The 22030-nt window shown below is 68.8% G+C and carries 21 protein-coding genes and 1 riboswitch; of the genes, 10 read left to right on the top strand and 11 right to left on the bottom strand.

The features are described from left to right. Positions 1-1149, top strand: a 1149-nt coding sequence (locus C566_RS0108150) for a DUF222 domain-containing protein (RefSeq protein WP_026266504.1), incomplete at its 5' end; no start/stop codon positions are given. A 135-nt stretch (positions 1150-1284) separates the two neighbouring features. On the opposite strand, the gene C566_RS0108145 is transcribed toward C566_RS0108150, so the two are convergent. The 3 genes from C566_RS0108145 to thiO form a co-directional block, all read right to left on the bottom strand. Continuing rightward, positions 1285-2109, bottom strand: coding sequence for a thiazole synthase (locus C566_RS0108145; protein WP_043466393.1), 825 nt, complete (start codon positions 2107-2109; stop codon positions 1285-1287). Between the two features lie 5 nt (positions 2110-2114). Beyond that, a complete protein-coding gene (gene thiS, locus C566_RS0108140; RefSeq protein ID WP_018773837.1) occupies positions 2115-2351 on the bottom strand; it encodes a sulfur carrier protein ThiS in 237 nt (78 codons plus the stop codon). Further along, a complete protein-coding gene (thiO, locus tag C566_RS0108135) occupies positions 2348-3658 on the bottom strand; it encodes a glycine oxidase ThiO (RefSeq protein WP_018773836.1) in 1311 nt (436 codons plus the stop codon). The genes thiS and thiO overlap by 4 nt, the downstream gene beginning before the upstream one ends. Further along, positions 3652-3772: riboswitch (TPP riboswitch) on the bottom strand. Its footprint overlaps the gene before it by 7 nt. A gap of 26 nt (positions 3773-3798) precedes the next feature. Here thiO and thiE point away from each other — a divergent pair. After that, positions 3799-4503, top strand: coding sequence for a thiamine phosphate synthase (thiE, locus tag C566_RS0108130; protein WP_018773835.1), 705 nt, complete (start codon positions 3799-3801; stop codon positions 4501-4503). Between the two features lie 36 nt (positions 4504-4539). On the opposite strand, the gene C566_RS0108125 is transcribed toward thiE, so the two are convergent. Next, positions 4540-5214 (bottom strand): ferritin-like fold-containing protein, encoded by a 675-nt coding sequence (locus C566_RS0108125; protein WP_018773834.1) that lies wholly within the window; start codon positions 5212-5214, stop codon positions 4540-4542. A 38-nt stretch (positions 5215-5252) separates the two neighbouring features. On the opposite strand from C566_RS0108125, the gene C566_RS0108120 reads away from it, so the two are divergent. The 3 genes from C566_RS0108120 to C566_RS0108110 all read left to right on the top strand — a co-directional run bounded on the left by C566_RS0108120 (position 5253) and on the right by C566_RS0108110 (position 9744). Then, on the top strand, positions 5253-6746 hold the full coding sequence (locus tag C566_RS0108120; protein ID WP_018773833.1) for an RNB domain-containing ribonuclease: 1494 nt from the start codon (positions 5253-5255) through the stop codon (positions 6744-6746). Between the two features lie 350 nt (positions 6747-7096). Further along, complete coding sequence (locus C566_RS0108115) at positions 7097-8863, top strand: DEAD/DEAH box helicase (RefSeq protein ID WP_026266503.1); 1767 nt, start codon at positions 7097-7099, stop codon at positions 8861-8863. A gap of 8 nt (positions 8864-8871) precedes the next feature. Next, positions 8872-9744, top strand: coding sequence for a DNA-methyltransferase (locus C566_RS0108110; RefSeq protein ID WP_018773830.1), 873 nt, complete (start codon positions 8872-8874; stop codon positions 9742-9744). A 122-nt stretch (positions 9745-9866) separates the two neighbouring features. Here C566_RS0108110 and C566_RS0108105 read toward each other — a convergent pair whose 3' ends face one another. Next, a complete protein-coding gene (locus C566_RS0108105) occupies positions 9867-10712 on the bottom strand; it encodes a PHP domain-containing protein (protein ID WP_018773829.1) in 846 nt (281 codons plus the stop codon). Positions 10713-10836: 124 nt separating this feature from the next. Between C566_RS0108105 and C566_RS0108100 the strand changes: the two genes are divergently transcribed. Beyond that, on the top strand, positions 10837-12420 hold the full coding sequence (locus C566_RS0108100) for an aminopeptidase P family protein (protein WP_018773828.1): 1584 nt from the start codon (positions 10837-10839) through the stop codon (positions 12418-12420). Positions 12421-12504: 84 nt separating this feature from the next. On the opposite strand, the gene C566_RS0108095 is transcribed toward C566_RS0108100, so the two are convergent. Next, on the bottom strand, positions 12505-13392 hold the full coding sequence (locus tag C566_RS0108095) for a general stress protein (protein WP_018773827.1): 888 nt from the start codon (positions 13390-13392) through the stop codon (positions 12505-12507). 77 nt (positions 13393-13469) lie between these two features. Between C566_RS0108095 and C566_RS0108090 the strand changes: the two genes are divergently transcribed. From C566_RS0108090 to C566_RS0108080, 3 genes are read left to right on the top strand one after another with little or no spacing between them, the layout of a single operon-like run. Then, positions 13470-14753: a magnesium transporter MgtE N-terminal domain-containing protein gene (locus C566_RS0108090; protein WP_026266502.1), complete on the top strand. Its 1284-nt coding sequence runs from the start codon at positions 13470-13472 to the stop codon at positions 14751-14753. Continuing rightward, positions 14734-15549, top strand: a complete 816-nt coding sequence (locus C566_RS0108085) for a DUF1003 domain-containing protein (protein WP_018773825.1) — start codon at positions 14734-14736, stop codon at positions 15547-15549. Before C566_RS0108090 ends, C566_RS0108085 begins: the two co-directional genes overlap by 20 nt. A gap of 11 nt (positions 15550-15560) precedes the next feature. Beyond that, a complete protein-coding gene (locus C566_RS0108080; protein WP_018773824.1) occupies positions 15561-16688 on the top strand; it encodes an Mrp/NBP35 family ATP-binding protein in 1128 nt (375 codons plus the stop codon). A 103-nt stretch (positions 16689-16791) separates the two neighbouring features. Here the strand turns inward: C566_RS0108080 and C566_RS0108075 are convergent, their stop codons facing one another. The 3 genes from C566_RS0108075 to sigE form a co-directional block, all read right to left on the bottom strand. After that, positions 16792-17187 carry a twin-arginine translocase TatA/TatE family subunit gene (locus C566_RS0108075; RefSeq protein ID WP_026266501.1) on the bottom strand — a complete coding sequence of 132 codons (396 nt, stop codon included), beginning with the start codon at positions 17185-17187 and terminating at the stop codon, positions 16792-16794. Between the two features lie 81 nt (positions 17188-17268). Then, the gene (locus C566_RS22905; RefSeq protein WP_026266500.1) at positions 17269-18486 is read right to left on the bottom strand and encodes a hypothetical protein; all 1218 of its coding nucleotides are present in this window, start codon (positions 18484-18486) and stop codon (positions 17269-17271) included. 104 nt (positions 18487-18590) lie between these two features. After that, positions 18591-19244, bottom strand: coding sequence for an RNA polymerase sigma factor SigE (gene sigE / locus C566_RS0108065; RefSeq protein ID WP_018773822.1), 654 nt, complete (start codon positions 19242-19244; stop codon positions 18591-18593). Between the two features lie 272 nt (positions 19245-19516). Between sigE and C566_RS0108060 the strand changes: the two genes are divergently transcribed. Continuing rightward, on the top strand, positions 19517-20149 hold the full coding sequence (locus tag C566_RS0108060; protein ID WP_018773821.1) for an O-methyltransferase: 633 nt from the start codon (positions 19517-19519) through the stop codon (positions 20147-20149). Positions 20150-20270: 121 nt separating this feature from the next. On the opposite strand, the gene C566_RS22320 is transcribed toward C566_RS0108060, so the two are convergent. Together C566_RS22320 and C566_RS0108050 are read right to left on the bottom strand one after the other, a co-directional pair. Continuing rightward, the gene (locus tag C566_RS22320) at positions 20271-20438 is read right to left on the bottom strand and encodes a DUF3117 domain-containing protein (RefSeq protein ID WP_079550332.1); all 168 of its coding nucleotides are present in this window, start codon (positions 20436-20438) and stop codon (positions 20271-20273) included. A 253-nt stretch (positions 20439-20691) separates the two neighbouring features. Further along, positions 20692-21981 (bottom strand): glycosyltransferase family 39 protein, encoded by a 1290-nt coding sequence (locus C566_RS0108050; RefSeq protein ID WP_043466458.1) that lies wholly within the window; start codon positions 21979-21981, stop codon positions 20692-20694. Positions 21982-22030 lie beyond the last annotated feature (49 nt).

The raw sequence follows: 22030 nt of genomic DNA, 5'->3' as shown, positions 1-22030 counted from the left end.
GGCGAGGTCGCGTCCCGGGCCGCGACGGTCATCACGCTCGCCCTGGACCGGGTCCGGCACAGCTGCCTCCCCGAGGCCGCGGCGGCGATGGAGCACGCCCTGACCCGCACCGCGGCCGAGAACGACGCCGACTTCCTCGCCCGGGTCAGCCGCAGCTGGGCCGAGGCGCTGGACCAGGACGGCGCCGAACCTTCCGAGGAACTGCTCCGCCAGCTCCAGGGCGCCTTCCTCCGCAAACCCCGGCACGGCCTGCAGCACCTGGAAATCTTCGCCACCGCGGACCAGTTCGAACACCTGATCACCGTGATGAACACCGCCACCAACCCCCGCACCGGCCCCGACACCGGCGAGGGCACCGCCGCCGGTACCACGGCGCAGGCCGGACCGGGCGAAGACGGGGCCGGCGAGGACGGGGCGGGCGAGAACGGGGCGGCGGCGGACCAGCCCGGATCCGCCGCGGACCCCGCCACGGCGGAAGAGGACCCCTCGCTGCCGGTTCTGGACCTCCGCTCCCGGCCGCAACGGCTGCTCGACGGGCTGGTCGGCGCCTGCAAGGCGGCACTGGCAACCGGAGGGCTGCCCGCCGCCGGCGGGCTCCGGCCCCAGGTCATGGCCACCATCGACTACCGCGACCTGCTCACCCGGCTCCAGGACTCCCACGGCGCCACAGCAGGCGCCCCGCGCCTCGGACCCCGATCCCCGCACAGCACAGGGGCGCCGCAGCAGACCGGCTCGATGCTGTTCACCGGGCCCGCCACCGCCGGCACCATCCGCAAAATCGCCTGCGACGCCGACATCATCCCGGTCGTCCTCGGCGGGAAGGGCCAGGTCCTGGACATCGGCCGCGCCTCCCGGGTCTTCCCGCCTCACATCCGCAAGGCCATCACCGCCCGGGACCGCGGCTGCGCCTTCCCGCAATGCACCATTCCCGCGCCCTGGTGCGAGGCCCACCACATCACCTACTGGTCCCGCGGCGGAACCACCGGAACCGGGAACGGAACCCTGCTCTGCTCCCATCACCACCACGTGATCCACAAGGAACACTGGAACATCCAGATGCGGACCGGCATCCCCTGGTTCATCCCGCCACCCCACCTCGACCCCGCCCAGACACCCCGCCGGAACAGATACTTCCGGCCCGACCAGTAGCGCCCAGTTATGTAGGTGCTGGCTTTCGGCAGTGACGGCCATGTGCGAGCCATGCGGCGAGGACCGCTTGGAGTTCTTGAGGATGCTGGAACCGGGCCCTGCCGGCCCGGTCCCCGGGGGCTTCAAAGCACGGCTTTAGAGGAACTCGGCCCGGCCTTCCATCGCCGAAGACGCCAGTGCATGCTCACGCCGCGGGATCCTGCCGCCCATTTTTGCCAGCCTGCCGGCGATAACGGCATGTTTGAACGCCTCGCCCATGAGCACGGGATTCTGCGCCCGGGTCACGGCCGTCGCCAGCAGCACGGCGTCGCAGCCGAGTTCCATCGCCAGGGCCGCGTCCGAGGCCGTGCCGATCCCGGCATCCAGCACCACTGGCACGGACGCGCGCGAGACGATCAGCTCGATGTTGTGCGGGTTCAGGATGCCCAGTCCGGTACCGATCGGGGCGCCCAGCGGCATCACGGCCGCCGCGCCGAGGTTTTCGAGCCGGAGGGCAAGCACGGGGTCGTCGTTCGTGTAGGCAAAGACCTTGAAGCCCCGGGCCACAAGCTGTTCGGTTGCGTCCACGAGTTCGACGGCGTCCGGCAGCAACGTGTGCTCGTCGGCAATGACTTCGAGCTTGACCCAGTCCGTTTCCAAGGCCTCCCGGGCCAGCTCGGCGGTGAGAACCGCGTCCTTGGCGGTGAAGCAGCCTGCCGTGTTGGGCAGCACCCGGATCTGGCGGTCCTCGAGCAGCTGGAACAGCGATCCCGTCTCCGCCGGCGAATAGCGGCGCATCGCCACCGTAGTCAGCTCCGTCCCGGACGCCACAAGTGCCGCCCCGAGCCCGTCCAGGCTCGGCGCACCGCCGGTTCCCATAATGAGGCGGGAGCCGAGCCTCACGCCGTCGACCACGAACGGATCGGCCACCGCTCCGGTCATGGGCACCGCCTGTGTTCCTGCGAACGTTGTCTCGTTCATGCTGGTCATCCTCCCTGGACTGCCGTGACAAGTTCGACGTCGTCGCCGTCGGCGAGCGCCGTGGCGTGCCACTGGCTGCGCGGTACCACTTCGGCATTGCGGGCCACGGCGACACCGAGCTTCCGCCCGTCGGCAGCGCGGCCGTCGGGGCCGATGCTCCTGCCCGTGAGCTGGCTGACGAGTGTGGAGACGGAGGCGCCGTCGGCGACGCTCTGCTCCGTTCCGTTGAGTCGGATGTTCATGCTGCTTCCTTCTTGGGGCTGTCCCCGGACGTATCCGGGATGCGGGAAAAACGATCGGGGCGGAACCCGGCCCAGCGCGGGTCCGGCGTGAAGTCCATGAGTTGCCGGCACACGGCCGCAGCGGCGGGGGTCAGCAGGACGCCGTGCCGGAAGAATCCTGTGGCGATGATGAGCCCTGGGACGTTCCCGCCGTCCGGTCGCGCGACCCGCCCCAACAGCGGGGCGTTGTCCGGTGTGCCGGGCCGGGCCCGCGCCGTGGCTTCCAGCAGCTCCAGCTCGGCGACCGCGGGCACCAGCTGCTGGGCATCCCGCAGCAGCTGGTAGATGCCGCCGGCCGAAACCGCGCGGGGGTCCGACGGTCCATCCTCGCGCTGGGTGGCCCCGACCACGACGGTGCCGTCCTGGCGGGGGACGATGTACACCGGGACGCCGCGCACCATGCCCCGCACGGTGGCCGTGAGCAGCGGCTGCAGATGCGGGGGCACGCGAAGCCGGAGGATGTCGCCGTAGACGGGGCGCAGCGGCAGCGCCAGTCCTGCGGGCAGCTCCTCGAGCCCGGCGGCGCCGAGCCCGTTGGCGACCACGGTTTCCGCAGCCCGCACGGAACCGCCGCCGGCCAGCCGCGCACCCGCCACCTGTCCGTCCTGCCACAGCAGGCCTGCCGCGCGCTGGCGGACGAAGCTGCCGCCTTCCGCACCGAGTACGTCGGCGAGCCGGGCGATCAGCAGGCGGGGGTCCACCTGGTGGTCGGCCGGGATGTCAAAGGCACACGAGATGCCGGGACTCAGCAGGGGCTCCCGGGTGCGTGCCTCGCGCACCGTCAGTGGCTCCACGCTGAGGCCGCTGGCCTGCTGGACTTCCCGCAAGTCCGCGAGCGCGCGCCGGTCCGCCGCGTCGGCCCCCACCGCCAGGGTCGGCGTCGTTAAGTAGCCGGTACCTGCCCGGGATTCGGTGCCGGCGGCACCGGCGTCGATCGCCGCAGCGAATCCTGGCCACAACCGGGAGGCCTCAAGCATCAGTTCCAGGAGCTGTTCCTCCTGGTAGTGCAGCTCACTCACGGGGGCCAGCATGCCGGCTGCGGCCCAGCTGGCTCCGCTGCCGGGAGCATCATCGATCAGGACCACGGAACGGCCCGAGCGGATGGCCTCGAACGCGATGCCATGGCCGATCACCCCGCCGCCGATCACGGCCACATCGGCACTGGTATCCCCCGGGGCGGTTCCCTCTGCGGTACCGGGCCCTGTGTCACAAATCCGGGCGGCGGCGTCATTTGCGGCTTCGGCTGCGCGGCCGGCTCGTGTGCCCATGAAAAATTCCTTCCCTACGCCGGTACTAGCCGGATCAGGTCAAGCGGTCGGCTCTGACGCCCTCTCAGCCGGGCAGCGGCGACACGGCTGCTGCGGGCTCCCGCGGTATGCGCCCAGTTTAGAGGAACTAGGCTGGTCCCATGAGCCAGGACCCCCTCCACACCACCGCCCGCCTCTATCTCTGCACCGACTCCCGCAGGGACCGCGGCGACTTCGAGGACTTCGTCGACGCCGCCTTCGCCGGCGGCGTGGACATCATCCAGTTGCGCGACAAGTCGCTCGAGGCCTCCGAGGAACTGGAACTGCTGGAGGTCCTGCACAGCGCAGCGCAGCGGCACGGGCGGCTGTGGGCCGTCAACGACCGGGCGGACATCGCTTCCTTGTCCGGGGCTCCGGTGTTCCATGTCGGCCAGAAGGACATTTCGCTCGACGCCGCCCGCGGCTTCCTGGGCAAGGATGCCGTGATCGGCCTGTCCACCCACAGCCCGAAGCAGGTGGACGCCGCCATTGCTGCCGCGCCCGGCCGCAAAGGGCTCGATTATTTCTGCGTGGGCCCCGTGTGGGCGACGCCCACCAAGCCCGGACGCGCCGCCGTCGGTCTCGACCTGGTGCGCTACGCCGCCCAGGCGGTCGGCGGGGCGGACGCGGAGGGAACCGGCAAGGTCAACGGCCGGGCCGAAAGCCTGCTGCCGTGGTTCGCGATCGGCGGGATCGACCTCAGCAACGTGGAACAGGTAGTCGACGCCGGTGCCCGGCGGATCGTCGTGGTCCGGGCGATCACCGACGCCACCGATCCCGCCCACGCCGCCGCAGCCTTGCTCGCGGCGCTGGACGCCGCGTCCTAGGAAGGTCCGCAGACTGCACTGCCGGCCGGCCCTGAACTATCCGGCGAGACCCAGCTCCGTCATCCGGCGCGCGTGGTTCGCTGCGAGCTCGGCCGCCAGGCCGTTGACCAGCGCCCGGGCGCCGGCGTCGTCCAGCCCCGAGAGCCCGCCGAGGAACGCGTGCTCAGCGCTGACGCGCTGGGCGTGGTTCAGGACCTCCCCCAGCAGGCGCCTGGCCCACAACGCCAGGCGCGACGCCAGCCGGGGGTCATCGGCCAGGGCCGCTTTGAGGCGCTCCTGCAGCACGGCCGTGGACTCCCCGGTGGAGCGAACCTGCCCGATCAGCTTCCGGGTCGCGGTGTCGACGTACCGGCCGACGACGCCGTAAAAGTCCGCGGCGACCGTGTCGATCACGTAGGCCTTCATGAGGGCTTCGTACCAGTCCGACGGGCGCGTGCGTTCGTGGAAGTGGTCCACCGAAGGCTGGAACGGGAGCATGGCGGCTTCCGTGTCCAGGCCCATGTGCTCGAGCCGGGCCCGGACGAGTTCGTAATGCTGGAACTCGACCACCGCCATCCTGCCCAGCACCGCACGGTCATGCAGCGTGGGCGAATACCGGGCACTCGAGGACAGCCGTTCGAAGGCGGAAAGCTCGCCGTACGCCAAGACTCCCAGCAGGTCGGCAATGAAGCTGTTGTAGAGGGCCGGATCGTCCGCAGTTGCGCTCATCATCCAAGACTAATAGCGGAAATCGGGCTACCCTGATTTTCGTGTCCCATCATCGCCTGACCCCCAGTGTCCACGAGCAGCAGAACCAGCTTGCCGGGGCCCTCAAGGCGTTGCGCACCACCCTGGAACTGCCCGGCCCGTTCCCCGAAGTTGTGCTGCGCGACGCGGAGGCGGCAGTGGCCGAGCACAAGCTCCCGGACCTTGACCTCACGCATGTCGAGTTCGTGACCATCGATCCGGCGTCGTCCACCGACCTGGACCAGGCCCTGTTTATCGAACGGAGCGACGGCGGCTACAAGGTCTTCTATGCCATCGCCGACGTCCCCTCGTTTGTCGCCCCGGGCGGGGCGCTCGACGCCGAGACCCGGCGCCGCGGCCAGACCTTCTACACCCCGGACGGCCGGATTCCGCTGCACCCGGAGATCATCAGCGAGGCCGCCGGCAGCCTGCTCGCCGGGCAGCTGTGCGCTGCTTTCGTCTGGGAGTTCGAGCTCGACGCCGCGGCAGAGGTCGCCTCGGTCCTCGTGCGCCGGGCACAGGTCCGCAGCCGCGCGAAGCTCAACTACAAAGGTGTGCAGGCCGAGCTCGACGCCGGCACCGCGGCGCCCGTGCTGCAGCTGCTGAAAGAAGTAGGCATCAAACGGGTGGAACTGGAACGCCTGCGCGGCGGCGCGAGCCTGAACATGCCGGAGCAGGAGATCCAGCAGCTGCCCGACGGCGGCTACCGGATCGTGGCGGCCCCGCCGCTGCCGGTGGAGGACTGGAACGCCCAGATTTCACTCATGACCGGGATGGCCGCCGCCGCGCTCATGCTCCGGGGCAAAGTCGGCATCCTGCGCACGATGCCCGCCCCGGACGAGGCGTCACTGCGCCACTTCCACCGGCAGACCCACGCCCTCGGCAAGCCCTGGGACGGGGAAATGCGCTATGGCGAGTACCTGCGGACCCTTGACCCGACGGACCCCCGGCAGCTGGCCATTGTGCATTCGGCCGGGATGCTCTTCCGCGGCGCCGGGTACACGCCCTTCGACGGCACGGTGCCCGACGCCGCCGTCCAGTCCGCCATCGGCGCCGCCTACGCCCATTCCACGGCACCGTTGCGGCGGCTGGTCGACCGCTTCGTGCTGGTGATCTGCGAAGCCCTGAGCAACGGCACCGAAGTTCCTGCCTGGGCCCGGAAAGCACTGCCGTCCCTCCCGGCCATCATGGGCACTTCGGACCAGCTGGCCGCGAAACTGGAGCGGCTGTCGCTGGACACCGTGGAGGCGGCGCTGCTCGTCAACCACATCGGCCAGGAATTCGACGCCGTCGTCATCTCCGGTCCGAAGCCGGCAAAAAGCATCAACGGCACCAGCAACGGGAATGGCGGGAAGACCAACGGCAACGGAAACGGCCCGTCCGGGATCGTCCAGATCGCCGAGCCCGCCGTGACCGCACGTTGCCCCGGCGAACTGGAACCGGGCACCAAAGTCCGGGTCCGGGTGGTGTCCTCGGACATCGCCACGCGGGAAATCCAGTTGGAGCTCGTGGGCTGACGGCCCCCTGCAGGCCCGTCGACGGACCGCTGGCGGTCCGCAGCCGGCCCGCTCGCGGCGGCCTCCCGAGGCGCAATCACCCGGCCAGTCGAGGATCCGCGCCTTGTACAGCTAGACTGAAGAGGTAGAAATGGATGCCCGGTCGTTGATTTCCATGATTTTCGAATTCAACAAGCCCGCCCCTACGCGATCTTGAGATACACCCGCTGGTCCCCAGTGCCAGCATTTAGATAGCCCGCGATCGGCTTCCACTGGAATTGCTTGCGCGCCTGAGCGTGCTCCGGAACGGCCACCATGGCCGGCCCCGTTGAGCAAGCAGCGCAGCCCAAAATGAATAAGGAAACTCCCCTGTGAGTGAATTGCACACGCACCAGCTTCTGACCGATGAGTCCGGCACGGAGACCATCGAGCCCGAAGAGACCATCATCTCGGACGAAAAGCCGCACGAGATTGCCGAGAAGACCTTTGCCGACTTCAATGTCCGCGCGGACATCGTGGAGTCCCTGGCCGACGCCGGCATCACCCACCCCTTCCCGATCCAGGCCATGACGCTGCCGGTCGCACTGGCAGGGCACGACATCATCGGCCAGGCCAAGACCGGTACGGGCAAAACCCTCGGCTTCGGCATCCCGGCGCTGCAGCGCGTCGTCGGCCGTGACGATGCCGGCTTTGACAAGCTGGCCGTTCCCGGCGCCCCGCAGGCCCTGGTGATCGTGCCCACCCGCGAACTCGCCGTCCAGGTAGCCAAGGACCTCGAAAACGCCGCCAAGAAGCGCAACGCCCGCATTGCCACCATTTACGGAGGCCGCGCTTACGAGCCGCAGGTCGAGGCGCTGCAGAACGGCGTCGAAGTTGTCGTCGGCACCCCCGGCCGCCTGATCGACCTCTACAAGCAGAAGCACCTGAGCCTGAAGAACGTCAAGATCGTCATCCTCGACGAAGCCGACGAGATGCTGGACCTCGGGTTCCTGCCGGACGTGGAAACCCTGATCGCCGGCACGCCCGCGGTCCGCCAGACGCTCCTGTTCTCCGCCACCATGCCCGGCCCGGTCATCGCCATGGCCCGCCGCTACATGACCCAGCCGACCCACATCCGCGCCGCGGACCCGGACGACGAAGGCCTGACCAAGCGCGACATCCGCCAGCTGATCTACCGTGCCCACAGCATGGACAAGGTGGAGGTCGTGGCCCGCATCCTGCAGGCCCGCGGACGCGGCCGCACCATCATCTTCACCAAGACCAAGCGCACCGCCGCGAAGGTGGCCGAGGAACTCGTGGACCGCGGCTTCGCCGCGGCCGCCATCCACGGCGACCTCGGCCAGGGCGCCCGCGAACAGGCTCTGCGCGCCTTCCGCAACAACAAGGTGGACGTCCTCGTGGCTACCGACGTCGCTGCCCGCGGCATCGACGTCGACGACGTCACCCACGTGATCAACTACCAGTGCGTCGAAGACGAGAAGATCTATCTGCACCGCGTGGGCCGCACCGGCCGTGCCGGCAACAAGGGCACCGCCGTGACCTTTGTTGACTGGGACGACATGCCGCGCTGGGGGCTCATCAACAAGGCCCTCGGCCTGAGCTACCCCGAGCCCGTGGAAACCTACTCGTCCTCGCCCCACCTGTTCGAGGAACTCGACATCCCCGCGGGCACCAAGGGCCGGTTGCCCCGCGACAAGCGTGTGCTGGCCGGCGTCGACGCGGAGGTCCTCGAGGACCTCGGCGAGACCGGCAAGAAGAACTCGCGCACCAGCGCAAAGGACAGCGGCCGCGAAACCAGCCGCACGGGCAGCCGTGACGGTGCCCGGGAAGGCAGCCGCACCGGCGGCCGTGACGGCGCCCGGGAAGGCAGCCGCACCGGCGGCCGTGACTCGCGCCGCAGCGGCGCCGAAGCCGGCGGACGCTCCGGCGACCGCCGTCGCCGTCCTGCTGCCGAGGCCGATGCCGCCACGGCGTCCACCGCCAACGGACAGGGGCCGGAAGCTGCTGCCGCCGCGCCGGCGAAGGCCCCCACCGAGGTGGACCGGGCAACCCGTGCCCGGCGCCGGACCCGCACCCGCCGGCGCAACGGCGAGGTAGTGGCCGGCGGCGACGCACAGCCGAGCGGCGCCGAGGCCTAATCCCCTCCATGACTGACACCGTCTGGGCGCCGGACGGCAGCAACCTGGTGGTACACGCGGACAACGCGGAATACCTCCCCACGCTGCCGGACGGCGCCTTCACACTGATTTACGTGGACCCGCCCTTCAACACGGGCCGGGTCCAGCGGCGCCAGGAAACCAGGATGGTGCTCAACGCCGGCGGCGAGGGTGACCGTGTCGGGTTCAAGGGCCGGTCCTACGACACCATCAAGGGCGCGCTGCACAAGTACGACGACGCGTTCAGCGACTACTGGTCCTTCCTCGAGCCCCGGCTCGTGGAGGCCTGGCGGCTCCTGGCCGACGACGGCACCTTGTACCTGCACCTGGACTACCGCGAGGTGCACTACGCGAAGGTCATGCTGGACGCGATCTTTGGCCGCGAATGCTTCCTGAACGAGATCATCTGGGCGTACGACTACGGTGCACGGGCCAAGTACCGCTGGCCCACCAAGCACGACAACATCCTGGTCTACGTCAAGAACCCGGCCAAGTACCATTTCGACTCCGCCGAGGTGGACCGTGAGCCCTACATGGCGCCCGGACTTGTCACCCCCGCCAAGCGCGAGCTCGGGAAGCTGCCCACGGACGTGTGGTGGCACACGATCGTTTCGCCGACCGGCAAGGAGAAGACCGGCTACCCGACGCAGAAGCCGGAGGGGCTTATCCGCCGCGTGGTTGCGGCCTCGAGCCGGCCGGGCGACTGGTGCCTGGACTTCTTCGCAGGTTCCGGCACGCTCGGATCCGTGGCCGCGAAACTCGACCGCAGGTTCGTGTGCGTGGACCAGAACCAGCCGGCCATCGACGTCATGGCCAAGCGCCTGGCCGCGAAGGCGCAGTTCACGTCTTTCCCGACCGTCTGACCCGCCAACCTCAGCCCGCCCCGCACCGCCGCACCGCCCGTTGCGCTATCACTTTTGGCGGCTATTCCGGCGGCAAAGGGACGCTAAGTGATAGGGCAACGTGGGTGAAGGACGGTCGTCCCTCAGCGCACCACCGATGAGCCCGTGCCCAGTTCCTCGATCCGGGCAAAGACTTCTGCGGAGGTCAGGTTCTCCCCCAGCAGGTTCGGCTTTCCTGCGCCGTGGTAATCGGAGGACCCCGTAACCAGCAGGCCATAACGTTCGGCGATGCGGCGCAGGAACGTCCGGCCCTCCTCGGGATTGTCCCGGTGGTAGATTTCCAGGCCCGCCAGACCGGCGTCGACCATCTCCCGGTAGGTCCCCTCCCCCACGATCCGGCCGCGGGCGGACGCGACCGGGTGGGCAAACACCGGAACGCCGCCTGCTGCACGGACCAGTTCGACGGCGAGCGCCGGCTCCGGCGCATAGTGCTGGACCCAGTAGCGCGAACGTGCTGTGAGGATGGAACCAAAGGCCTCGGCCCGGTCTTCCACCACACCGGCCGCGACGAGCGCGTCGGCGATGTGCGGACGGCCCAGGGTGGCGCCCGGCGCGACGTGGTGAATCACGTCGTCCCATGTCAGCGGGTAGTCCTCGGACAAAAGGGTGACCATCTTCTGCGCCCTCGTGTGCCGGGCATCCTTGGACTTGGTGATTTCCTCCAGCAGTCCGGGATGTGCGGGATCGTGGAGGTAGCTGAGCAGGTGGACGCTGATGCCTTCCGCGGTGCGGCACGAGATCTCCATGCCCGGGACCAGGGCGACCCCGGCTTTCCGGGCAGCGACGGCGGCCTCCGCCCACCCGGCAGTGGAATCGTGATCGGTCAGGGCGATGACGTCGAGGCCCGCAGCGGCGGCGGACTCCATGACGTCAGCCGGTGCCTGGGTGCCGTCGGAAACGTTGGAGTGCGCATGCAGGTCGATCCTCACCTCACCAGCCTAGTAGATGGCAGGATCCAAAGCCCCGGCTCCGTTAGGCCGGGGCCCCGCAGCCCGCCCTGTGGCGCGAGCGCGCCGTTGGCCTAAGCCGCGGCGCTGGTGAGACTATGGGACGGTGAACGATGCAGATAACACCCTAGTCTCCGCTTCCCAGCCCCTCGAAGAGCGCGTCAACAACCGCTCGCAGCGGCCCAGTTCCGACGCCTTCAAGGCCTTCATGGCCAGCAACTGGGCGCCGGCCACGCAACAGCTCCCCGAGCGGGACGCCGTCGCGGGCCACGCCGCAGCCCGGCGCCGCACCATCTCAGGCCAGTTCAAAGGTGAACGCCTGGTCATCCCCGCCGGCCCGCTGAAGGTCCGCTCGAACGACTGCGACTACCGCTTCCGGCCGCACTCTGCCTTCGCGCACCTCACCGGCCTCGGCCTGGACCACGAACCCGATGCGGTCCTGATCCTGGAACCGGTTGCGGAGGGCACCGGCGACGACGGCGGAAACCACCACGCCACGCTGTACTTCCGCCCGTTGGCCGGCCGCGACACCGAGCAGTTCTACGCCGACTCCCGCTCCGGGGAGTTCTGGATCGGTGCACGCCCGACCCTGGCCGAGTTCAAGGCCAAGCTCGGACTGGACACGGCGGACATCGCCGAACTCGAACTCGCCATCACCAAGAACGTCGGCGCGCCCGAGATCGGCGGCATCTCCATCAGGCTGGTCCGCAAGGTTGACGAGAACATTGACGCCCTCGTCGACACCGCCCGCTACAACACTGCCAAGGACCCCGACAACCTCGACCTGAGCGTGCTCGACGCCCTTGACGAGAAACTCACCGAGGCCCTCTCGGAACTGCGCCTGCTCAAGGACGAGTGGGAAATCGAACAGATGAAGATCGCCGTCGCCGCCACCGTGGCCGGCTTCACGGAGGTGGTCAAGGCGATCCCGCGGGCGCTCACCCACCACCGCGGCGAGCGCGTCGTGGAAGGTGCGTTCTTCGCCCGGGCCCGCGAGGAAGGCAACGAGCTCGGCTACGACACCATCGCCGCCTCCGGCAACAACGCCACCGTGCTGCACTGGACCCGGAACACCGGCAAGATCAACGCCGGCGAACTGCTGCTCCTGGACGCCGGCGTTGAGGCCGACTCGCTCTACACTGCGGACATCACCCGCACCCTGCCGGCCAACGGCAAGTTCTCCGAGGTCCAGCGCAGGGTCTACGAGGCAGTGCTCGACGCCGCCGACGCCGGCTTTGCCGCTGCCCAGCCGGGCACGAAGTTCCGGGACATCCACACCGCAGCCACCACGGTGCTGGCCGAGCGGCTCGCCGAATGGGGCCTCCTGCCGGTCTCCGTCGAGGAAGCCGTCAGCACCGAGGGCCAGCAGCACCGCCGGTGGATGCCGCACGGCACCAGCCACCACCTCGGCCTCGACGTCCACGACTGCGCCCAGGCGAAGCGGGAACTCTACCTCGACGGCGTGCTCACGCCCGGCATGGTGTTCACGATCGAACCCGGCCTGTACTTCAAGAACGAGGACATCGGCATCCCCGAGGAATACCGCGGCATCGGTGTCCGGATCGAGGACGACATCCTCATGACGGCCGACGGGCCGGTCAACCTCAGCGCTGCGCTGCCGCGCAAGGCCGACGACGTCGAGTCCTGGATGGCCGGCATCTACCTGGAAGCCGACGGCCAGACGCCGTAGGTCAATCAGACAGTAAATAGCAGCAAAAAGGGAGGGTTCCGGCACCGGAACCCTCCCTTTTTGCTGCTGTTGTGCTGCCTGGAATCAGTGCTGCTGGCCGTCCTGGCCTGCCGCGGGCTTCTCGCTGTCCGTGACCCTGACCCCGTACTGCGGGCGGCCGTCCGGGAGGTCCGGATAGCTCACCCCAGAAACCCGGCCGGCCGGGCGGGCCGTCTCCTCCGCCGCGGCGGGTGCCGTCGGAGCGGGGCCTGCGGCGCCCTCCTGCTGGGGCGCACCGCCCTGGTACTGTCCGGCCGCGTCTCCGCCGGTCTCCGGCGTTCTCTGGCCGTAGGGGTCGTTCCAGCCCGCGGGGCGCTGCGGCGCATGGCTCTGCGGTCCCGGCTGCGGCGGGCCGGGCTGCGGCGGCGCCTGATGGCGGTAATCGTGCTGCGCGTAACCGCCGGCAGCGGCACCGGACGCGTCATGCGCCGTCATAGGCAGCTGGTGAAGCAGGCGCCGCGCTTCGCCGGCGGCCTCGAAGGAGACTACGACGTCGTAATTGGTCGCCACCACCTGGCTGGTTGAGGTGAAGTCACGCTTGCCGCGCTGCATGGCGTAAGTGACGATGCCAAACAGCATGAAGAACGCGGCACCCATCAGCACTGACGTCACAATCGAGAAATAACCGGGGGTCGTGGAGAAGAAGGACAGCATGACGCCGACGAACAGGCCGAACCACATGCCGCTGAGGGCGCCGGAGAGGGCGACGCGGGGGTAGGTCAGCCGGCCGGTCACCCGCTCCACCATCTTCAGGTCATTGCCCACGATCGACACCATCTGCACGGGGAACTGCTGGTCAGCCAGGTAGTCCACCGCCTTCTGGGCATCCAGGTAGGAGTTGTAGGAACCGACAACGTCGCCTCTCGGGACGGTGCGGGCCTCGTCCGAGCCGTTGGGGGCACCGGCCCTGGGCGCACCAAAAATGTTTGACATATGCCCATTCTCACCCATCCGGCTGGTGTGCGGCTGGAAATTCAGCTAAAAGAGAGCAGACTCGGTAGCCTGTAGGAGTGAGCACGAATCTTTCGCGAGTGTTTGTCGCGCGCCTCCTCGGACTGGACGTCTTCGACCCATTGGGCGACCGTCTGGGTCGGCTGCGCGACGTCGTGGTGCTTTCCCGCGGAACCAGGGGCGCCCCGCACGTGGTGGGCATCGTTGTCGAGGTCCCCGGCAAGAAGCGCGTCTTCGTGCCGATGACCCGGATCACGTCCATAGACCAGACCCAGATCATCTGCACAGGGCTGGTCAATCTTCGCCGTTTCGAACAGCGCGGCGCGGAAACCCTCGTGGTGGCCGAAATGTTCGACCGCCGGGTGACCCTCGCGGACGGCAGCGGCGATGCGACCATCGAGGACATCGCCATGGACCGGCACCGCTCCGGCGACTGGTTCGTCAGCAAGCTCTTCGTCCGCCGCGGCCACTCCCTCTCGCCCCTGAGCCGGCTGCGCCGCAATGAAACCCTCATCATCGACTGGGCCGATGCCCGGCAAGGCGCCAAGACCGAGCCGCAGGCCGCCACCCAGTTCGTGGCCACGCACGAGGACCTCAAACCGGCCGACTTCGCCGAGGCCCTGCAGGAAATGAGCGACAAACGCCGCTTCGAGGTTGCCAGCGAACTCCAGGACGAACGGCTCGCGGACGTCCTGCAGGAGATGCGCGAAGGTGACCAGGTGGAAATCCTCTCCGCCCTGGACGTCAACCGCGCCGCCGACGTCCTCGAAGAGATGGATCCGGACGACGCCGCCGACCTCCTCGCCGAACTCCCCAGCGCCCAGGCTGAAGAGCTCCTGCAGCTGATGGAACCCGAAGGCGCCGAGGACGTCCGCCGCCTGCTCGAATACGACGAGGACACCGCCGGCGGGCTCATGACGCCCGTGCCGGTGATCCTGCCCCCGGAAGCAACCGTCGCAGAGGCACTCGCGCACGTACGCCGGGAGGAACTCTCCCCCGCCCTGGCATCCTCGATTTTCGTCGCCCGGCCCCCGTTGGAGACGCCGACGGGACGGTTCCTCGGCGTCGTCCATATCCAGCAGCTCTTGCGCTATCCGCCGCCGGAGCCGCTGGGCAACCTGGTGGACAAGAGCCTGGAGCCGGTCTCCGACCAGGCCCATATCAGCGAGGTCGCCCGCGCGCTGGCAACGTATAACCTCAACTCCCTTCCGGTTGTCAACGACGACGGACGGCTTGTGGGGGCGGTGACTGTTGACGACGTGCTTGATCATCTGTTGCCGGACGACTGGCGCGCCCACGAGGACGACGCCCCGATAAGAAAGCTTGGAGGCCGCATTGGCTGATTCCACAGCACCACGGACCTCCAATGTCCGCCCTGGCGGCAGGACCACCGGCGGCCTCGACACGCCCCTGAGCGGCCGGCAGCGGATCCTGCCCAACTTCCGTCCCGACCCGGACGCCTTCGGCCATGCCACGGAAGGCTTCGCCCGTTTCATGGGCACCCCCGCGTTCCTGATGTACATGACGGTGTTCTGCTTGTTCTGGCTGGGCTGGAACACGTGGGCGCCGGAGGAATGGCAGTTCGACTCACGGGCGCTGGGCTTCACGCTGCTGACCCTCATGCTGTCCCTGCAGGCCTCCTACGCCGCGCCCCTGCTGCTGCTGGCCCAGAACCGGCAGGACGACCGCGACAAGGTCTCGCTCCAGCAGGACCGCCAGCGGGCCGAGCGCAATCTCTCCGACACCGAATACCTGACCCGGGAACTTGCGTCCCTGCGCATCGCGCTGCGCGAGGTAGCCACCCGCGACTACGTCCGCGCCGAACTGCGCAGCCTGCTGGAGGACATGCTGGAGGCCCAGGAAGAACTGCGCACCCACGATCCCTCCACCGGCGCCCACGAGAACCCACGCGAAAAGGTCAAGGAGAAACTTAAGGAGCGGCGCGACAAGCGCGGCCCCCGGACCCAACAGATCCCGCGCGTCAAGGCCGGCGGCAAGCGGGATGATCCGTCGAAGGACCGTGCGGAGGACCCGTCGGGGAACCCGGCGGGGAAACTGCCGAACCCGTCAGCGAACCACTCTGAGGCCGCGGCCGATCCCACCCGCCAGCCCGCACACCGCACCATCCCCGAAAGCTGAGCATCGCCCGCATGAGCACCCCGCTGGAACAGGCAGTGCACGGCGCACTTGCCACCGTGATCGACCCTGAGCTCCGCCGCCCCATCACCGAGCTCGGCATGGTGGAGTCCGTGGAGATCGGCGACGGCGGCCGCGTGCGGATCGCGGTGCTGCTGACGATCGCGGGCTGCCCGCTGCGCGGCACCATCACGGCGGACACCGAGGCTGCCCTGTCCGCCGTCCCGGGCGTCACCGGCGTGGACGTGGACTTGAAAGTCATGACGCAGGAGCAGCGCGACGCCCTCAAGGAGCGGTTGCGGGGCGCCGGCGGCCAGCGCGGCATCCCGTTCAACGCGCCGGGCTCGCTGACCAGGGTGTACGCCGTCGCGAGCGGCAAGGGCGGCGTGGGCAAGTCCTCGGTGACGGTCAACCTGGCGTGCGCCCTGGCCGCCCAGGGGCTCCGTGTGGGGATCGTGGACGCGGACGTGTACGGTTTCTCCGTTCCGGCACTGATGGGCATCACACAGGCCCCCACGCGGGTGGACGACATGATCCTGCCGCCCGTGGCCTACGGGGTCAAGGTCATCTCCATCGGCATGTTCGTCACCGGGAACCAGCCCGTGGCGTGGCGCGGCCCGATGCTGCACCGGGCGCTGGAGCAATTCCTCACGGACGTCTACTTCGGCGACCTCGACGCCCTCTTCCTGGACCTGCCCCCCGGCACCGGCGACATCGCGATCTCCGTCGCCCAGCTGCTGCCCAAGGCACAGATCCTCGTCGTGACCACCCCGCAGGCGGCCGCCGCGGATGTGGCCGAGCGGGCGGGTGCGATCGCCACCCAGACGGGCCAGACCGTGGCCGGCGTCGTGGAAAACATGTCCTACCTTGAACTGCCCGACGGCGGCAGGATGGAACTGTTCGGCAGCGGCGGTGGCGCCGTGCTCGCCGAACGCCTCTCGGCCACCATGGGTGAGGACGTGCCCCTGCTGGGCCAGATTCCGCTCGAAGTCCTGTTGCGTGAGGGCGGGGATTCCGGGGTGCCGCTGGTGCTGGGCCGTCCGGAAACTCCTGCGGCCGTGGCCCTGGCGGGGATCGCCGGCAGGCTGGCGTCGGTTCCCCGCGGCCTCAAGGGCATGCCGCTGGGCCTGCAACCCCGCTGACAGCGGCCCGCACCGGCGGCCCGCTACCGGCGGTCCGACCCGGATGCCGGCTGGCCCCGGCCGCATCCCTGCCCAGGCACCGGGACGTCCGCCGCGGAAAGTCCTAGGTCGCCTCTGAGTCGAAGGGTGCCGCTTCGCCCTCGGGCAGCCGCTCGAGAACCCGCTGTGGGCGGTGCTCGGCGACCGCAGTCGCAGCAGCGGCCGTGGACACCGCTGCCGGTGCCCCGGCGCTCATCGGCTTGGTGTCATCGTCAAGGAGCGCTTCCTTGATGATCCGGCGGGGATCGTACTGGCGCGGATCGTACTTCTTCCAGTCGACCTCATCGATATCGATGCCGACTTCTTCCTTGATTTGTTCCCGCGCACCCGACGCCATCCGGCGCACTTCCTTGACAATATTGGCAAGTTTTTGGGTATATTCGGGCAGCCTGCTGGGACCAATCACCAGAAGGCCGATGATCAGCAGAAGTAAGAACTCCGGTCCATTGATTCCAAGCACTTTAGGAAGGTTACCCTCTCGCTCGGGCTAGCGACGATTCCGCGAAGTCCGAATGCCGGCCATGTCCGGCCCGTCCCTGCCTCACGGTGCCAGGTGCTCCAGGATTCGGCTCAGTCCGCGCTCGATCCGTTCCGGAAATCCGTTGCGCGAGGCCGGCACGGGAGTGCCGCTGCTGACCCGGGTCAGGGCGGCGACGCCGTCGTCGGCCTGATCGGCGGGCAGATCCGAAATGTACGTGTAGGTTGCCGCCGAAGTCTGGTAAATGGCCCGGTACGGCGGCGCGGCATTGACCCAGAGAACGCCATTTCCCGGTTCGGAGACGGCCGACGGCGTACCGGCCCTGGCCGGGATGAAGCCGTCAGCCACGGCGGCGTGTCCGGTCAGCACGTTGATGGGCGAAACGTCGTCCCGGGCGGGTGCGGGGGGCGCGGCGGGGGCCCGCGTCGAGGCGTGCTGCTCGAGGACCGTGGCGAAGTGCCGGCCATCCGTGAGGCGAAGTTCCAGGACCTCGTCCCCGGAGACGACGCCGGCCCGGGCCCAGATGAGGTGGAATCCGAGCTCGCGCAGCTCCGGACATGTCCATCCCTGCGAGCGGAACGCGGCAAGCTGACCGGTGTCCAGCGTCCCGGCGGGGGTGAAGTCGGGCTCACCGCCGGGGCCGAACGCCACACGGGGCCCGGTTCCCTCAGCGCCGGGGCCACCGAAGATGCCGGGGATGCCGGTTCCGCTGGCGTCGAACAGCTCCCTTGCACCGAGCGGTTCACCGCCGGCGGGCAGCCCGGCGGCATCCGGCTGGGCGAGGGCGGCAGCCTGTGCGCCGTCGGCGGGCACCGCGTCGTCGCCTCCCATGACGTAGGCGGTGCCGGTCATGAGGGCCAAGGCGGCCACGGCTCCGCCGACGGCCAGCACCGGCAGGCGCGGGCCGCGGCCGCGGGCGCCGTGTGGAACTGCGGCAGCGGCCGCGCCACCGGCGGCCGCCCCGGCGGTCCCTGCCCGATCCGGCACGGGGTGTCCTGCCGGGAACCGGCCCGACGGCCACGGATGATGACCGCCCCCGACGGCGTGTGGCGCGTCCGGCCGTTCCGCTGTGTCCAATAGTTCCGCCGTGTCCAATAGTTCCGCTGTGTCCGCCGCTTCGGCGCGTTCCGCCGTGGCCCGTTCCGCGGCCAACTGCCCGGTCCGCGCCAGGAGCCGTGCGGTCAGGTCCTCACTGGCCTCGGGCACGGCGGCGCCACGGAGCTTCTCAAGGTACTGCCGCTCGCGCTGTAGCCGGGCACGGCATTCGGCGCACGATTCCACATGGTCGTGGCGTCCGGCGGCCCATTTCCGGGTAGCGCCGGGCCTGCCCCAGAACTTGCAGCCTGGTGCTCCCAGTAAACGTCTCAGCAGACCCATTGACCGGTTCAGAGGAGGCCGGCGATGCGCGGCATCTTGAGCCGCGGCTTGAGGGACTGCTTGGCCGGCTGTGCCGGGCGGGGGTCGCGGTGCGCGAGCTTTTCACGGAGCATTGTCCGGCCGCGGTGAATCCGGGACCGGACGGTCCCGAGCTTGATGTCCAGCGCGGCGGCGACTTCGTCGTAGGAGAGCCCTTCGAGGTCGCACAGCACGACGGCGGCGCGGAAGTCGGGCGGAAGTTCCTCGAGCGCTGCCTGGACATCGACGTCGAGGTTGTTGAATTCGAAGCTTTGCTCCGGCCCGGGCTCCCGGCCCGGCAGCCGCGACTCGGCGTCGTCGGCCAGGGCGTCAAAGCGGATCCTGCTCTTGCGCCGCGCCTGGTCCAGGAACAGGTTGGTGGTGATCCGGTGCAGCCAGCCGTCCAGCGTGCCGGGCTTGAAGTTCTCAAGCGAACGGAACACCCGGACGAACACCTCCTGGGTGAGGTCCTCGGCGTCGTACTTGTTTCCGGTCAGCCGGTACGCAAGGCGGTAGACCTTGGCGGAGTGGTTGGTCACCACTTCCTCCCAGGTCGGCCGGACCCATTCGGCTTCCGCCGCGGTCCGGGACTGGCCGGTTGAATCTGTTGCCTCAGCTGCCGGGACAGGTGCCAGAATCGACATCGTCCACTCCCCTCGTGGATGGTACCTACGCCTGAATTGTGCCTGCTTGCACAGGTTCCTGCACCCTTCATTCGACGCCGATCACCACGCGGATGAGCGGATACCCATCATTTCAAAATAAGCTGGGAATTTCCTGATCCACCGCGGTCTTCCGCCGAAGGCAGAACGGCGTCCTCCGGACGGGGCCACGGTGCTGCCGCCTCCGCGTCCCGTCGCGCCGGACACAGTACGCTGTAGGGAACACTCCCCTGCCGCCCAGAAAGCGATATCCCATGAGCGCCGATAAGTCCACGAGCTGGTCCTACGCAGAAGATCTGCCTGCCGAGGATGAGGTCCTGTTGCACGCGCGCGAACGGTCCTTCGAGCTTGGCGTGACCCCGATCGGTCCCGGCGTGGGCGCCGTGCTGACGGTGCTGGCGGCGGCGTCCAAGGCACAGACCGCCGTGGAGATCGGCACCGGTGCGGGCGTGTCCGGCGTGTGCATCCTGCGCGGGCTCGGCCCGCAGGCTGTCCTGACCACCATCGACGTCGACGTCGAACACCTCAAGGCCGCGCGCGAAGCGTTCCAGGAGGCCGGCAGCCCCGCCAACCGCACCCGCACCATTTCGGGCCGGGCCGGGGATGTCCTGCCCCGGCTGACGGACGGCGCCTATGACCTCGTGTTCATTGACGCGGACAAGCCGAACTACCCCAGCTACGTGGAACAAGCTGTGCGGCTGCTCAAATCCGGCGGGCTGCTGATCGTCAACGATGCCCTGGACAAGGACCGGGTCGCGAACCCGGCCGCCCGGGAAGCCACCACCGTGGTGCTGCGCCAGATCGGCAAGTCCATCCGCGACGACGACCGCCTCGCGTCCGCCATGCTGCCCACCGGCGACGGCCTGCTGATCGCCGTGAAGAAGTAACGCCACGAGCTGGTAGCCCAGAAGTAACAGCCCGCGCGGGGGTCGGGCGCAGACAGCAAAGGGCGGGGTCCGCAGCCTGGTGGCCGGGACCCCGCCCTGTTGCGAAGCTCTTGGCGTGACGCTATTCGGTGACGCCGACGAGGCATTCCTTGAGGTTCGTCGCCTCAGCGGCATTGAGTTCGACTACAAGCCGCCCCCCGCCTTCGAGCGGAACACGCATGATCAGGCTGCGTCCCTCTTTCGTCACTTCCATAGGGCCGTCGCCGGTGCGTGGTTTCATTGCCGCCATAAGGAATATCCCCTTTATTAGTCCCTGACTTACCAGCCCGGCCGGGCTGCGTCCGCTTGGCCAATCATCCCGCCCGGCGACGCTCCAGAAGGCGGCCGTGACAGGCAAACCCACAAATAATGCGCTTACAAACTGTGTGCTTCTTGTCCTTGCTTATCCTCTATTATCGCGTAACAATGCGCCCGTAGCTAATCGTTGGACTTTCCAGCGCGTCCCGCCAGGCCGGGCCGGCGCCGCGAAAAGGTGCTGTGCGTCACGGCGGGTAGTCCCCTCCGCCCGGCAGCTGCGCCCACGCCCACAGCCACACAATCCAGACGATCTGCAGCAGCACGAACATGACCACCACGGTGCCGCGGTAGGCGCGGGAACGTGAGAGAAGGGCAGCGCTGAGGGCTAGCGGGAACAGCGGCAGCAGCATCCTGAACGTGCTGGTCTGGGGGTGCAGGAAGACCAGCAGGTACCCCATGTAGCAGCAGCACCAGAGCCTCAGCTCAGTGCCCAGGGCGACGACCGGCCGGGACATCATCAACAGCGTGAACGCGGCAACGAACACGAAGGGAGCCAGCACGCCAAGCGTCGGTCCGAAGAGCATGATGCCGGCGTCGAACCATGGCTTGAATGGCACCAGGTCATCGCCGCGCCATGCGGTTTCGGTCTTGGTATAGGCGCCCAGATCGCCGGTCGCGGCCCAGGCGATGGCCGGCCACAGCAGCGCACCAATGCCGCTGACGGCGGTGAGCCCGCCCAGGGACCACAGCTCCGCGTTGCCGGGAACGTCGTCGACGCCGTCCCCGCGCTGCACTGTGACGCCCTGTGTCGCGGGACTCTGCGTTGTGGGGGGCGGTGTTGTGGAGGGCTGCGCGGTGAGGCGCTGCCAGAAACGGTAGAGCAGCAACAGGCCCATCATCGCGGCAAACGGAACCCCGGTGGGCCGGGAAAGGCACATCAGGACCACGACGGGCATGGCCCACAGGTACCGGCGCTCCATGACGAGCAGCAGCGCGGCGCCGAGGAGCAGCAGGTTGAGGGATTCGGCGTAGGGCACCTGCAGCACCGGCGCCACCGGGAAAGCCGCCAGGAACACGGTCCCCCAGAGCGCCGTGCGGTGCGTGGCCCGGTGCCGGAAGATCCTGTACGCCACGAGGGCGGCACCCACTCCGGAGAGAACGGCGATGGCCGTCAGGGACCAGGCCGGACCCGTGCCTGTCAGCCCGGACACCACCCGGCCGAGCACGGGAAACAGCGGGTAGAAGGCCCACGTGTTCTCCTGGACAGTGCCGGCGTCGTCGGTCGGCAGAAGCGCCGGATACCCCGCCTGCAGCGCTTGGGCGTACCAGCGGGCGTCCCAGATGTTGATGAAGTTCCAATAGTCGGGCTTGGCGGGAAACCACGGATTCACGCCCTGGTGCAGGGCGGCGGCCATGAAGATGCAGGCGCTGACCAGCCGGGCGGCGATGTACAGGACGGCCACCTGCGCCCACCAGGGCCACCGCGCCACCCCGGCGCCCGCGGCGGCGATGCGGCTCCACAGCGCCGCGTTCAACCCCTGTGGTTCCGGGGCAACAGGCGCCGCAACGGTCTCCGGGTCTTCC

This window comes from Arthrobacter sp. 131MFCol6.1 (assembly GCF_000374925.1).
Classification (GTDB): Bacteria; Actinomycetota; Actinomycetes; order Actinomycetales; family Micrococcaceae; genus Arthrobacter.
The sequence above is the reverse complement of the archived record's forward strand: the minus strand, read 5'-3'. Positions and strand labels throughout refer to the sequence as shown.